Genomic DNA, 12,750 nt, shown 5'->3' with positions numbered 1-12,750 from the left:
CGCGCACCACCGCCTCGTCACCGTCACACAGATATCCTTCCTGGGCAACCCCCCAGAACATGTGCCCCGCGCCACCGGCGGAGCCGATTGCTCTCTACCATCCGATTTGGCTATGGTCGAAATACGAGTGTCCGAGGGGAGGAGCTGGACTATGACGGAGCGAGTCGAGGTCACTCCCGATCTGCAACGCCGCGCGGCGGCAAAGGCTCAGGGCGTCAGCGATCGCATCACGCACGCCTTGACCACATTGAAGTCCGCGACGGACAGCCGCGGCACCCCGTGGGGAAACGACGAGTACGGCGAGGGTTTCGCCAAGGGCGACGGCACCAACGGCTACGAGGCGGCCCGCGAGAATCTGAAGGAACTCACCGGCAGTCTCGCGGATCATTCCGGCGACCACAGCGAGGGCCAGCAGCGATCGGCCGGTTTCCACGCCGACACCGAACACGGCAGCGCCGATCAATTCCGGTAGTCGATGGCCAACGAACACGCCAAAGAGGAACTGAGCCAGCTGCTGTCGTCGTTCGACAAGCAGGTGCAGACCATCGCCGAGATCCAGCAGCGCCGGGTGCGATTGACCGCCGCCGGAACCGCCGCCGGTAAACGCGTCACGGTCACGGTGAACGCGGACGGCACGGTGATCGACACGCGATTCGGTCCCGATGCCTACGACCTCAACCCCGCCGAACTCGGCCGGGCCGTCACCGAGGCCGCCCAGCGGGCGACCGCGGAACTGGCGCGCAGGACCGCCGAACTCATGCGGCCCTTGACGGCCGAGCGCGCCCGCCTGCCGAAGATGTCCGACCTGATCGAGGGCCTGCCCGACCTCACCGAGCGGATGCCGGTGACACCGCCGCCCTCCACGGCCCCGCCGAACGACCCCGAGCGGCTCGCGCAGGCCGGCGACTCCGACCTGCGCTTCACCGATGTCGAGGAAGTCGACTTCGACGGGAGCCGGCGGAATATCACCGACTCCAGCTGGTAGCGCCCGTCAGTGGGTGATCAGGCGCCAGTCGTCGGGGAGGTTGGAGGCGGTGATGTGGTCGCCGTCCACCGCGAGGTCTATGACCGAGCCGCCGAGGCGGAGGTCGGTGAGTTCCACGCGGCCCCAGCGGGGCGGGAGGTGGGGCAGGACGGTGAGGGTGCGACGGCGGACATCGGGTTCCAGGCCGAGGAACGAGCGGACCAGCAGGAGCGGGGCCGCGCTGGCCCACGCCTGCGGCGAGCACGACGTGGGGTAGGGAACGGGGGCGGAGAACTTGGAACGCGGGAAACCACAGAACAATTCGGGCAGGCGGCCGCCGAAGGCCGCGGCGGCGTCGAGCAGCCCGTCAGCCAGCCGGGTGGCGAGGTCGACCGCACCGGGAATGTGCCGGTAGCGCAGCAGCCCGGCCACCGCGATCGCCGTATCGTGCGGCCAGACCGAACCGTTGTGGTAGCTCATCGGATTGAAGGCGCCCATATCGGAAGCCAGTGTGCGCAAACCGAATCCGGAGTCCATCTCGGAGGTGGACAGCCGCCGGACGATCTGCTGGGCCTGGTCGTCGGTGGCGATGCCCGACCACAGGCAGTGGCCCACATTGCTGGTGAGCGCGTCGATGCGGCGCTTGTGGCCGTCCAACGCGACCGCGTACCAGCCTCGTTCGGGCAGCCAGAACGCCTCGCCGAATTTGGTCCGCAGATGGGCGGCGTGGTCGCGCAGCCGGGTGGCGGCCGTCTCCTCGCCGAATTCGTCGGCCAGTTCGGCGCGCGCGAGCAGCGCGGCGTACACGTAGCCCTGTACCTCACACAGCGCGATCGGCGCCTCCGGCAGGTGGCCGGCGATGTCGTTGATGCCGTCGAAGCTGTCCTTCCAGCCCTGGTTGACCAGGCCGCGGTCGGTGGCGCGCTGATATTCGACGAAACCGTCGCCGTCGCGGTCGCCGAAATGGGTGATCCAGTCCAGCGCGGCGTCGGCGGCGGGCAGCAGCGCCTGGATGTCCTCGCGGGCCGCGCCCCAGCGCCGCGCCTCGGCCAGCAGCATCACGAAAAGCGGTGTGGCGTCGACGGTTCCGTAGTAGACCTCGCCGCCCAGCGCCAGCCCGCCGGAGGGGCCGCGGCGGATCTCGTGCATGATCCGTCCCGGCTCCTCCTCGGTGAGCGGATCCGCGCGCTGGCCCTGCAGTTCCGCCAGCCGCTGCAGCGTGCCCATCGCCAGGCCCACATCCAGCGGCAGCGCCATCCACGCCGTGAGCAGGCTGTCGCGCCCGAACAGCGTCATGAACCAGGGCGCCCCGGCGGCCACGAAGGTGCGGCCGTCGTGGGAGTCGTCGTGGATCTGCAGTGCGCCCAGATCGCCCTCGGTGCGCTGCAGGACCGCGGTGAGCAGCGGGTCGCCCGTGGTGAGCTTGGTCGCGGTATCGCGCCACGCCTCGATCTTGCGGCCGGGCTCGCTGGTCTCGTAGCGCTCGCCGGGCCGCAGCGGCAGCTGCACGCGCTGATTCGCCATGGTCGGCTGGGCCAGGATCTCGGTCTGCCAGTGCCCGCCCGCCGGTACCACGATCCGCCACGACATCGAGCCGGGCAGCACCGCGGGCAGTTCCGACGACGAGATCGCCAGTCCGCGAGACCGATCGGCGCGATCGTTGAGCAGCAGCTCGTTGTCGGTGACCATGATCTCGGCCCGGCCGTGGCCCTCGCGACCCTCCTTGACCGCGAACAGGTCGACGAAATCGGCGTCGGCGAACAGCTCCAGCGTCACCGCCGTGGGTTCGCGGCCCAGGTTCTCCAGCGAGATCGTCTCGCGCAGGCCGTCGGCGACCAGCCGCTCCCGCACCACCAGCAGGCTGCTGTCGGCGGCGCCGGCCCGGGGTGGCCGCCGCGAGATGAAACGCGCGGTGAACGCCTCCGGGCTCAGCACCGACAACGGTTCGGGGCGCTGCCCGTCCACCCGCAGCTCCCACCGCGACACCACCCGGGCGTCGCGGTAGAACAGGCCCTGCGCGGTGCCGGGCTCGACGTCGCCGACGCGGTCGGACAGGCAGAACGTGCCGCCCTCGACCAGCGTGACCGTGCCGCCCGAGCCGCCGAGCAGCGACGGCTCGCCGGAATTCAACGGTGTCGGCCCCGTCACGCGGAATCACCCGGCGCGGCGCCGTACGGCACCGACGCCGCCGACCTGGAACGAATCGCCGTGGCCCCGCGGGCGCCGCGCGGCGCGCGGCGCGACCGCAGCACCTTGCGGTACACCTGCTCGTAGCCGCGGCCGAGGGTGTCCTCGCCGAAGTTCGCGGCCACGTGCGCCCGGCATGCCTCCGGGTCGTAGGTCCGTACTTCCTTCATCGCGATCGGCAGTTCCGCCGGATCGTCACAGATGCGGCCGGTCACGCCGTCGACGATCACCTCGGGGACCGCGCCGCCGCGCAGCGCGACCACCGGTGTGCCGCACACCATCGCCTCGATCATCACCATTCCGAACGGTTCCTCCCATTGCACCGGGAACAACAGACATGTGGCTTCGGACAACAACTTTCGCTTCGCGGCGGCGTCGGCCATACCGAAAACGTGGTCCCGCTCGGTGAGCAACGGCCGCACCGCCCTGTCGAAATACGCCAGTTCCGGGGGTTCCTTGCACTTGCCGGCCAGCACCAGCGGCATACCGACCGCGTGCGCGGCCGCCAACGCCAGGTGCGGAGCCTTGCATTCGCTGAACCTACCCAGGAACAGAGCGTAGTCGTTCTTCCGCGCTCGGAAAGGCCAATCGCCGATGCGCACCGCATTGTGTACGCGCCCGGCCCAATTCAGGTCGGGAGCGAGTTCCCGCTGCCGGTCGCTGATCGCCACCAGCGAGACGTCCGGGCCCAGTTCGCGGTAGTAGGTATAGGGTTCGCCGTCCACCGGGCCGTGCACGGTGACCACCGTCGGTAATCCCAGGTCCCGGTAGAACGGGGCGTTGAGCGGTCCGGCGAAGGTGTGGTCGTGCACCAGGTCCACGCCCTCCCGCGCGACCAGGCGCTCGAGCGCCCGGCGAACCTTCATCGCGTGCAGCACCTCCGGGAACGGATCGCCCAGCCGCTCGGCCTGGATCTCGTCCCACAGCGAGATGAATCGGGCATCCGTACCGGGCTCGCCGGCGCCGAAGAGGGTGACCTCGTGGCCGCGACCGACCAGCGCCGCGATCAGATCGGCGACCACCGCCTCCACCCCGCCGTAGGCCTTGGGCGGCACGTCGAAGTACGGCGGAACCACCATGGCGATGCGGAAGGTCTCGCGGGCGGGCGGCACGGCGAACGAGGCGACTCGCGCGGAGGACTGTGCAGAGGTCGTGATCTGCGTCGGAGCCGAGAACTGTGCGTTCATTTTTCCTCTCCTGAGGACACACAAGCGGTCGGCGCTCACCCACATTGAGCGCCGAAAAGTGTCCGCAGCGGCACCCGAACGGATTGATCCCGTCAGATCACGTCGGAGGAGAGGCCCACCTCCGGACCTCGGTGCACGACAGCGCAGACCTCCCTCACGGAGGCGAGTTCGGCAATGAAATCTGCCCGGATGTCCCGGTACCGGTGCGCGCGGCGGTGGCGGCGCTGGCCGGCGCACAGGCGCGCTCCGAGGCGCTTCATCGCGTCGTTTTCGGCCAGCGGCTGATTCCCACTCTAGTCCTGGACACGACATCCGTCGGCGGTTCCGCCAAGGTTGCCGAGATGTAAGAGACGGATGTAAGCACAAGGGCTGCAACATGATTCGAAGATCTCGACTCATGTTGCAGCCCCGCGACGGAATCAGCTCTCGGCAGCCTTACGGTAGCCGCGCACCGCCAGCGCCCCGAACACCGCGATCAGCCCGATCGCCCAGGCCAGGGTCTGCAGCATCGGCGTCGCCAGCGGTCCGCCCAGCATGAAGTTGCGCATGGCCTCGATGGCGCAGCTCATCGGCTGACCGCGCACGATCGGCTGCAGCCAGCCCGGATAGTTCTGCACCGGAACGAATCCCGAGTTGAAGAACATGCCCACCAGCACCACGATCGCGAACAGCTGCACGACCTTGTCACCGGCGGCGCTGACGCCGACCATGACGACCAGCGGCGTGAATCCGGCGATCACGATCATCGGCACCACCAGCACGCCGAGCGCCCCGGCCCAGCCGTGCTCGAAGCGCAGGCCGAGCAGCATCCCGACCACGACCACCACGACGGTCGCCGCGGCCGCGCGCCCGCATTCCGCCAGCAGCCGGCCCACCAGGCCGGAGGCTCGGTGGATCGGCAGCACCCAGAACCGGCGCAGCAGACCGCTCTCCCGCTCGCCGAACAGCGACAGGCCGGTGCCCATCGCGCCGTACATGGCACCGGCCACCGCGATCATCGGCACGAATCCGTAGATGGGATCGGTATCGCCGGTCGCGCCCAGCGCCTTGTCCAGCACCAGGTCGTACATCAGCAGCAGGAGGATCGGGAACGCCAGGGTGCTGGTGATCACCTCCGGCTGCCGCGACCACCGGCGCAGCAGGCGACCGGCCTCCACCAGGCTCTGCTCGGTCAGTGCACTCATGCCCGTCGTCCTTCCGCGCGCACCGCCAGGACAGCGCCGATCACCAGCAGGCCCACGATCCAGGCCACCGCCACGCCGAGTTCGGAGACGTACCGGCCGTCGGCCAGCCCGCGCAGCGCGGCAGTGATCTGCGAGACCGGCTGATTACGGACGAAGGGCTGGATCCAGCCCGGGAAGCCCTCCGCCGGAACGAAACCCGTCGAGGCGAGGATCAGCAGCAATTGCGGGCCGAACAGGACCGTGCCACTCAACTCCGAATTGCGGGTGACGGTGCCGAGGGCGTCGGTCGCGAAGACCAGCGCCGCACCGAAAGCCAGCACCAGTACCACGAAAAGGACTGCCGCACCGGCGGACTGGAAGCGGAAGCCGAAGATCGTGCCGATGATCAGCGCGCCGACGAGCGCGGTGACCGTGCGCAGCAGGCTCGCGGACATGCGGGCGCTCACCGGAATCCACGGCGGCACCGGCATGGACCGCAACCGGGTGGCCATGCCGCCCACCACCTCTCGCGCGGCGCGGTCGCCGGCGAACATGGAGGTGAAGAACATCGCGAACACCGCGATGACCGGCAGCAGATACTGGGCGTAGTCGACGCCCGGCGCCTCCAGCGATTTGCGCAGCGGCACGTAGAAGCAGATGAAGAAGACCATCGGCTGGAACAGCGCCAGCACCACGTCGCCCTGCCGGAGCGTGGCGCGGACATTGCGGCCGCTCAGCGCGCTGAACTGCAACCACGCCGGAATCGACAGGCCTTCCCGGGACAGGTCCGGCGACTGTACCGCCGCCGTCACGCCCCGGCCCCCACGGTCGGCTTGGTCAGCTCGATGAAGACCTCGTCGAGCGAGGGCCGGCGCAGCGCGATATCGATCAATTCGATTCCCGCGGTGGTGATCCGGCTCAGCGCCTCCGACAGCGTGGCCGCGCCGTCCGGAGCGGGGAGCGACACCCGGTCCCGCGAATCCGCGATCGTGATCTCGCCCAGGCCGGACAGCGCCGTCACCACGGCGGGCACGTCGCCGGCGTCGACCGGGACCACCTCGCAGTAGCTGTCGCCCGACCGGGCCTTGAGCTGGTCGGCGGTGCCCTCGGCGATCACGGTGCCCTTGTCGATGACGATGATGTTGTCGCTCAACGCATCCGCCTCCTCGAGGTACTGCGTGGTGAGCAGGATCGTCACGCCCTGCTCCTTGAGCGAGCGCACCAGCGCCCACAGGCTCTGCCGGCTCACCGGGTCCAGGCCGGTGGTGGGCTCGTCGAGGAATACCACGCTCGGCGGGCGCACCAGCCCGCAGGCGATATCGATGCGCCGCCGCATACCACCGGAGTACTGGCCGACCCGGCGGTCGGCGGCCTCGGTGAGCGCGAACTGCTCGAGCAGGTCCGTGGCCCGGGCCTGGGCGGCCTTGCGCCGCAGGCCCATGAGGCGGCCGAACAGCACCAGGTTCTCGCGGCCGGTGAGCATTTCGTCCAGGGCGGCGTACTGGCCCGTGAGCATGATGGACGAGCGCACCTTCGCGGCGTCACGCACCACGTCGTACCCGGCGACCTCGGCGCGGCCCGCGTCGGGCCGGGTGAGCGTGGACAGGATGGAGACGGTCGTGGTCTTGCCGGCGCCGTTCGGGCCGAGCACGCCCAGCACGCTGCCGGTCGGCACGCGGAAGGTGACGCCCCGCAGGGCCTTCACCTCACCGAACGACTTCTCCACCGACTCCACCACGATCGCGTTGTCGCCCGCTCCCGGCGAACCGGCCGCTCCTGTCACTGATTCCGACACAATGCTCTCCGTCTGAGTGCTCATAGATCCCCGCGGCTATTACTTTGGTAACGCTAACCTAATTAACCGCGCACTTCCACCCCTTCGCCGCGGGCGCGGGCCGGGTTCAGGCCAGGAGCGAGACCACCTCGTCGAGCGACGCGCCGCCCAGGATGGCCGTCACCGGCAGGTCCCGCTTCAGATCGGATTCGACGCGTTTGCGCAGGTCCAGGGCCTGGAGCGAATCCAGCCCGAGGGCGACGAGCGGGATCGAGCCGTCGATGGATTCGGTGCTGCCCAGGCCCATCACGGTGCGCAGCGCGTCCCGCACGGTCTCGGCGGTATCGCGCGGCGCGGCACGCACCGGAGTCAGCACGGCCTGCACCTCCGTATCCGCTTCGGCGGCAGCCGGATTCGCGGTCTCCGCGGCGTCCACCGGTTCGTCGGGCAGTTCGGCGAAGAGGTTCTGGTAGCCGAATACCGTGTACAGCTCCCGGATTCGGCCCCATTCCGCCGCCGCCACGAGCACATTCGCCGCGTCCGGCGCGAATCCGGCCGCCACGGCCGCCTTCGGCTCCATCGGCAGCAGCCCGGTGCCGCTGATCTTGGCGAGCGCCTCGGCATTGTCGGCGCCGACGGCCCGCCACAGGCCCCACTGCACCGAGGAGCACCGCACGCCCTCGGCCCGGTAGTGCGCGGCGGCGGCGTCGAGCAGCCGGTTGACCGCCGAGTACACCATGTGCCCGCGGCCGCCGAGGGTCGCCGACAGCGAGGAGCACAGCACGATCCGGCCGTCGGCGGCGAGCGGGACGTGGCGCACCAGATGATCCAGCGCGACGGTTTTCGCCAGGGCGGCGGCGCGGATCGTCTCCGGGGTGGGCACGGCCTCCGCCGCGGAATAGTCCACAGCCGCATGCACGATCAGGGTCGCCGGGGTGTCGCGGAAGTCCCCGGCGAGCGCGCGCACGGCGGCCTCGTCGCCGACATCGCAGGTCCTGCGGGCGATCTCGGTCTTCGACGAACGCTGGATGTCCCGAACACGTTGCACGGCGGCCGGATCGCCACCGGTCCGGCTGACGAGGGTGATCCGGCCCGCGCCCGCGGCGGCGAAGCGCTCGCAGAAGTCGAGCCCGAGTTTGCCGGTGCCGCCGACGATCACGACCTCCCGCAGGTCCGCCGCGTCGAGCGGGGCGTCGGCGGCGGTGTCGTCGACGATCAGGCGCTTGGCGTAGACGCCGCCGTCGCGGACGGCGAGTTCCGGCTCCCCGGCGGTGTGCAGCGATTCCACCAGGCCCTTCGCCGCCGCGGCCGGTTCGGTTCCGGCGGCCAGGTCGAGGTGGCGGAACGTGACGCCGATGTGTTCGGCCGCCAGGCACCGGAATCCGGCCTGAGCGGCGGCGTGGAACGGGTCGGGGACATCGGTTTCCAGCACCTGTTCGCCGCCGGTGGTGACGAGCCAGACATCGGTCACGCCCGAGAGATCCGCCAACCACGCACGGTCGCCGAGGAATTCGGCGATATCGTCCACCGCGGTCGCGACCCCGTCTCCCTCCGGACGCGGTAGCAGCACGACGAGGGTGTCGAACGCCGCTGTGGGCGCGCCGGTTTCGTCGGTGTAGACGACCGTCGCGCCGAGCCGAGGCGCGGCCGCGCAGATCGAGGACACCAGATCGGCGCAGCGGCCGGTGTGGTCCACCAGCGCCAGCGTGCGGGGAGGCACCATCTTTCGCCGCGACAGGCGCGTCCAGTGCTCGGCGTAGCGTTGCGGGACGACCGTTCCGTCGGTGGCGTGCTCCCCCGCCGCACGCCGGGGCGCGGATCCCGCCGCCTCGTACGGGTACGGCGCCCACAGCGTCTTCGGGGTCATCCGGGTGTTCGGGAAGTCCAGCAGCGGCAGCGCGACCGCGCCGCCGGACGCGCTCACACGCAATGCGTCCCACCGGAATCCGGCGTCGTGCACCGCGACCGTGGCCAGGCTGCGGGTGAATTCGCGCAGATCCTCGGCCGACCGCCGCGAGGTGCCCAGCGCCTGGAAGGACCGCTGCGGCGTCACTCCCGCCAGGTTCTCCTGGATGGCCAGCATGAGCGTCGGATGCTCGGAGATCTCGAGGAAGGTGTCGGCGCCGCGCTCGGCGGCGATCGCGATGGCCCGGTCGAACCGGACGCGATTGCGCAGGTTGAGGTACCAGTAGTCGATGATGGGCAGGTCGGAGCCGACGCGGTCGCCGAGGGTGGCGCCGATGAAGTCGATCTCGGAGTCCAGGAACGACTCGTTGTCCATATCGTCGCCCACGGTGGCGTTCAGCTCGTCGCGGAAACCGCTGACGTAGGAGGTGTGCGCCGGATATTGGACGCGAATCTCCTTGGCGAATTTCCCGGCGGCATTGAGCAATTCGACGATCGCCAGCACCGCGGCCCGCTCGCCGGAGATGGCGAGGATGTGCGGCGAGTTGACCACCGACAGTTCCGCGAATCCCGCGTGCCGGGCCAGCAGGTCCTCGCACTCGTCGCGGTCGATGCCGACGACCGCCATGGAGAAGCCGGTCAGCTGCAATCCGTCGACGATCGTCGCGCGGCTGGTCACGATCCGCGCCGCGTCGCGCAGCGTCTGCGCGCCCGACACGTACGCGGCGGCGATCTCGCCCTGCGAGTGCCCCACGGTCGCCGCCGGGCGCACCCCGACCGCCGCCCACATCGCGGCGACGCCGACCATCTGCATGAACAGGGCCGGCTGCACGGTCCGCGCGGAGTCGTCGGCCGGCGCGTCCACATCCAGCAGGTACGGCAGCGGCGACCACGAGTACAGCTCGTGGAACACCTTGTCGCACTCCTCGACCGCGGCGCGATACGCCTCGGAGTGGTCGTAGAGCATGCGTCCCATACCGGGCCGCTGGCTGCCCTGACCCGGGAAGACGTAGGCGATCCGCCGTGCCGTCGCCGCCTGCCCGGAACTCACCACGTCCGAATGCGGTTCCCCTGCCGCGACCGCACGCAGCGCCGCCAGTAGCGACTCGCGCCCGGTGGCCATCACCAGCGCTCGGTACCGGCGCGCGACGCGGGTACGGAAGATCATGTCGGCGATCCGGTCCGGGGCGACCTCGTCGTGCTCGGCGACGTAGTCGGCGATGACCGCCGCCTCGCGGCGCAATCCCTCGGGAGTGTCCGAGGACAGCAGGACCGGAACGCTGCCGTCCGGAAGTCGGTAGCTAGACATGGATCTCCTCTTCCACGGCCGGAACGGCCAGCAGCGCATGGGCATTCGTGCCCGAGACGCCGAACGACGAGACCGCGCCGTAGCGGATCCCGTCGTGCGGCTGCCAGTATTCGAGCTTGGCAGCCAGGCGCAGTCCCGACGCCTCCCAATCCACCCCGGTGGTCGGGTTGTCGGCGAAGCGGGTCGGCGCGATATATCCGTGTAATCCGCTGAGCAGCACCTTGATCAGGCCGAGCATGCCCGCGGCCGCCTGGGCGTGACCGAGATTCGACTTCACCGAGCCCAGGCGCGCGTCGGCGGAACCGTAGACCTCCTGCAGCGCGGCCAATTCGAGCGGATCGCCCACCGCGGTCCCGGTGCCGTGCCCCTCGATCATGCCGACCAGGCTGGGCGAGATGCCCGCGGCCGCAACGGTCTTGCGGATGAGCCGCTCCTGCGCCTCGGTGCTGGGCACCGCGATCGGCGCGCCGCTGCCGTTGTGGTTGACGCGGGTCGCGAGAATCCGGCCGTAGATCCGGTGCCCGAGGGCGCGGGCGCGCGACTCGCGTTCCAGGACAACCACTCCGGCGCCCTCGCCCCACAGCGTGCCCGTCGCGTCCTCGGAGTACGGCTTGCACTGCCCGTCCGCGGACAGCGCGTTGTTCTTGGAGAATTCGAAGAACGCCCCGGGCGAACCCATCACGCACACCGCACCGGCGAGCGCCCACTCGCATTCGCCGTCGCGGATGGCCGCCGCGGCCAGATGCAGGGCCGCCAGCGACGAGGCGCACGCGGTGTCCACCACGATCGACGGCCCGCCCAGGCCCAGGCAGTGGGAGATCCGGCCGGCCGTGGCGCCGAGCGCGGTGCCGGTGGCCCGGTAGCCGCTGAAGTCGTTGACCTCGGCGGCGTGCGGACCGTACTCGGTCTGCGACGCGCCCATGTAGCAGCCGACCTCGTCGCCGTCGATGGCGCCCGGATTGATTCCGGCGTTCTCCAGCGCACGCCATGCCACCCGCAGCGCCACCCGCTGTTGCGGGTCCATGGCGATCGCCTCGCGCGGCGTGATGCCGAAGAACAGCGGATCGAATTCCGCGGCGGCGTCGAGGAATCCGCCCGCGTCGCGGACCTCGGACCAGCCCTCGACGTCCGACAGCGACAGCAGCCGCTCGATCGGCCAGCCGCGATCGCGCGGGAACGGCCCGGTCAGATCCCGGGCCTCCGACAGCGCCGCCCAGTACTGCGCGGGCGTCTCGATACCGCCCGGCGCCTCGACGGCCATGCCGGTGATGACGATCGGATCGCTCATCGAGCGATCTCCAGTTCGGCCGCGAGCAGTTCCGACACCCCCGCGACCTGGTCGTGCAGATAGAAGTGCCCGCCGTCGAACATCTCGACCTGCAGGTCGGCCGCCGTGTGGCGCTGCCAGCCGTACAGCTCGCCCATGGTGACGAAATCGTCGTCGCTGCCGCCCATCGCGCGGATCGGCGCCTGCACCCGCACATCCACCGGGCAGGCGTAACGGTCGAAGGCGGCGTAGTCGGCCTTCAGCACCGGCAGCGCCATCTTCATCAGGTCCCGATTGCCCAGCACATCGGTGCCGGTGCCCTGGAGGCCGGTGAGATGGTCGAGCAGCTGATCGTCGTCGGTCGGGTGATTCGGCATATCCACCACGCGCGAGGGCGCCACCGTGCCGGAAATCCCCAGCAGCCGCACCGGAATTCCGGCGTCCTCGGCGAGCCGGGTGAATTCGAACGCCACGATCGAGCCCATGCTGTGGCCGAATACGGTGATCGGCTCGCCCCGGTTGAACGACGAGCGGGAGAATTCGGCGAAGGCCCCGGCGGCGATCTCCGGCAGGGTCTCGAGCGCCGCCTCGCGGGCGCGGTCCTGCCGTCCCGGATACTGCAGCACGACGACATCGAAATCCTCGGACAGCCGCTTCGAGAACGGCCGGTACGTCGACGCGCCGCCGCCGGCATGCGGACAGATCACCAGCGGCGCCGACCCGGCCGCACGCGGCTTGTGAAACTGTCTGACCCAACCGGGTGTCGTTGCCATATCACACATCTCTCTTCCCACAGGCTGGAATGGGCCGCAGCGAATTCCGGGCACAGGTCCGGCAGCGGGCGGCCGAGCGCATCCCGATCCGCCCGACTGCTATCACCTCACCTACATATGGCCTGGCCGGACCTGGATCCACCCCGGCCGTATGTAGGTGAGGCAAACCTAATATACCGGAGCGATGCCCTAGGAAACAGGGGCCCTTCCCATGACCGAAC

Annotated in this window: 11 protein-coding genes; 3 read left to right on the top strand and 8 right to left on the bottom strand. The window is 70.0% G+C overall.

The genetic code is table 11. From position 1 onward, the window contains the following. The first annotated feature begins 151 nt into the window (after window positions 1–151). Together ON41_RS05730 and ON41_RS05725 are read left to right on the top strand one after the other, a co-directional pair. Complete coding sequence (locus ON41_RS05730) at window positions 152–472, top strand: hypothetical protein (RefSeq protein ID WP_040745718.1); 321 nt, start codon at window positions 152–154, stop codon at window positions 470–472. A 3-nt stretch (window positions 473–475) separates the two neighbouring features. After that, complete coding sequence (locus tag ON41_RS05725; RefSeq protein ID WP_040745716.1) at window positions 476–985, top strand: YbaB/EbfC family nucleoid-associated protein; 510 nt, start codon at window positions 476–478, stop codon at window positions 983–985. A 6-nt stretch (window positions 986–991) separates the two neighbouring features. Here the strand turns inward: ON41_RS05725 and ON41_RS05720 are convergent, their stop codons facing one another. Together ON41_RS05720 and ON41_RS05715 are read right to left on the bottom strand one after the other, a co-directional pair. Next, window positions 992–3,112, bottom strand: a complete 2,121-nt coding sequence (locus ON41_RS05720; RefSeq protein WP_040745715.1) for an amylo-alpha-1,6-glucosidase — start codon at window positions 3,110–3,112, stop codon at window positions 992–994. Beyond that, window positions 3,109–4,230 (bottom strand): glycosyltransferase family 4 protein, encoded by a 1,122-nt coding sequence (locus tag ON41_RS05715; protein ID WP_051161021.1) that lies wholly within the window; start codon window positions 4,228–4,230, stop codon window positions 3,109–3,111. Before ON41_RS05715 ends, ON41_RS05720 begins: the two co-directional genes overlap by 4 nt. 239 nt (window positions 4,231–4,469) lie before the next feature. Here ON41_RS05715 and ON41_RS05710 point away from each other — a divergent pair, with 239 nt between their 5' ends. Next, window positions 4,470–4,685, top strand: coding sequence for a hypothetical protein (locus ON41_RS05710; RefSeq protein ID WP_040745714.1), 216 nt, complete (start codon window positions 4,470–4,472; stop codon window positions 4,683–4,685). A gap of 72 nt (window positions 4,686–4,757) precedes the next feature. Here ON41_RS05710 and ON41_RS05705 read toward each other — a convergent pair whose 3' ends face one another. The 6 genes from ON41_RS05705 to ON41_RS05680 all read right to left on the bottom strand — a co-directional run bounded on the left by ON41_RS05705 (window position 4,758) and on the right by ON41_RS05680 (window position 12,529). Further along, window positions 4,758–5,522 carry an ABC transporter permease gene (locus ON41_RS05705; RefSeq protein ID WP_040745712.1) on the bottom strand — a complete coding sequence of 255 codons (765 nt, stop codon included), beginning with the start codon at window positions 5,520–5,522 and terminating at the stop codon, window positions 4,758–4,760. Next, on the bottom strand, window positions 5,519–6,313 hold the full coding sequence (locus ON41_RS05700) for an ABC transporter permease (RefSeq protein WP_246829454.1): 795 nt from the start codon (window positions 6,311–6,313) through the stop codon (window positions 5,519–5,521). Before ON41_RS05700 ends, ON41_RS05705 begins: the two co-directional genes overlap by 4 nt. Then, window positions 6,310–7,296, bottom strand: coding sequence for an ATP-binding cassette domain-containing protein (locus ON41_RS05695; protein ID WP_246829453.1), 987 nt, complete (start codon window positions 7,294–7,296; stop codon window positions 6,310–6,312). Before ON41_RS05695 ends, ON41_RS05700 begins: the two co-directional genes overlap by 4 nt. A 106-nt stretch (window positions 7,297–7,402) precedes the next feature. Continuing rightward, complete coding sequence (gene nbtC, locus ON41_RS05690; protein WP_083905152.1) at window positions 7,403–10,489, bottom strand: nocobactin polyketide synthase NbtC; 3,087 nt, start codon at window positions 10,487–10,489, stop codon at window positions 7,403–7,405. Beyond that, on the bottom strand, window positions 10,482–11,777 hold the full coding sequence (locus ON41_RS05685) for a beta-ketoacyl [acyl carrier protein] synthase domain-containing protein (RefSeq protein ID WP_040745708.1): 1,296 nt from the start codon (window positions 11,775–11,777) through the stop codon (window positions 10,482–10,484). Before ON41_RS05685 ends, nbtC begins: the two co-directional genes overlap by 8 nt. After that, complete coding sequence (locus tag ON41_RS05680) at window positions 11,774–12,529, bottom strand: thioesterase II family protein (protein WP_040745840.1); 756 nt, start codon at window positions 12,527–12,529, stop codon at window positions 11,774–11,776. Before ON41_RS05680 ends, ON41_RS05685 begins: the two co-directional genes overlap by 4 nt. Window positions 12,530–12,750: the final 221 nt, after the last annotated feature.

Source organism: Nocardia transvalensis NBRC 15921 (assembly GCF_000308875.1).
Classification (GTDB): Bacteria; Actinomycetota; Actinomycetes; order Mycobacteriales; family Mycobacteriaceae; genus Nocardia; species Nocardia transvalensis.
This window is presented reverse-complemented; position numbering and strand designations above follow the sequence as displayed.

What these genes read in the sequence shown, in the direction of transcription:
- ON41_RS05730 (WP_040745718.1), top strand. Translation starts at nt 152, where the DNA reads ATGACGGAGCGAGTCGAGGTCACTCCCGATCTGCAACGCCGCGCGGCG.
- ON41_RS05725 (WP_040745716.1), top strand. Translation starts at nt 476, where the DNA reads ATGGCCAACGAACACGCCAAAGAGGAACTGAGCCAGCTGCTGTCGTCG.
- ON41_RS05715 (WP_051161021.1), bottom strand. Translation starts at nt 4,230, where the DNA reads ATGGTGGTTCCGCCGTACTTCGACGTGCCGCCCAAGGCCTACGGCGGG.
- ON41_RS05705 (WP_040745712.1), bottom strand. Translation starts at nt 5,522, where the DNA reads ATGAGTGCACTGACCGAGCAGAGCCTGGTGGAGGCCGGTCGCCTGCTG.
- nbtC (WP_083905152.1), bottom strand. Translation starts at nt 10,489, where the DNA reads ATGTCTAGCTACCGACTTCCGGACGGCAGCGTTCCGGTCCTGCTGTCC.
- ON41_RS05685 (WP_040745708.1), bottom strand. Translation starts at nt 11,777, where the DNA reads ATGAGCGATCCGATCGTCATCACCGGCATGGCCGTCGAGGCGCCGGGC.
- ON41_RS05680 (WP_040745840.1), bottom strand. Translation starts at nt 12,529, where the DNA reads ATGGCAACGACACCCGGTTGGGTCAGACAGTTTCACAAGCCGCGTGCG.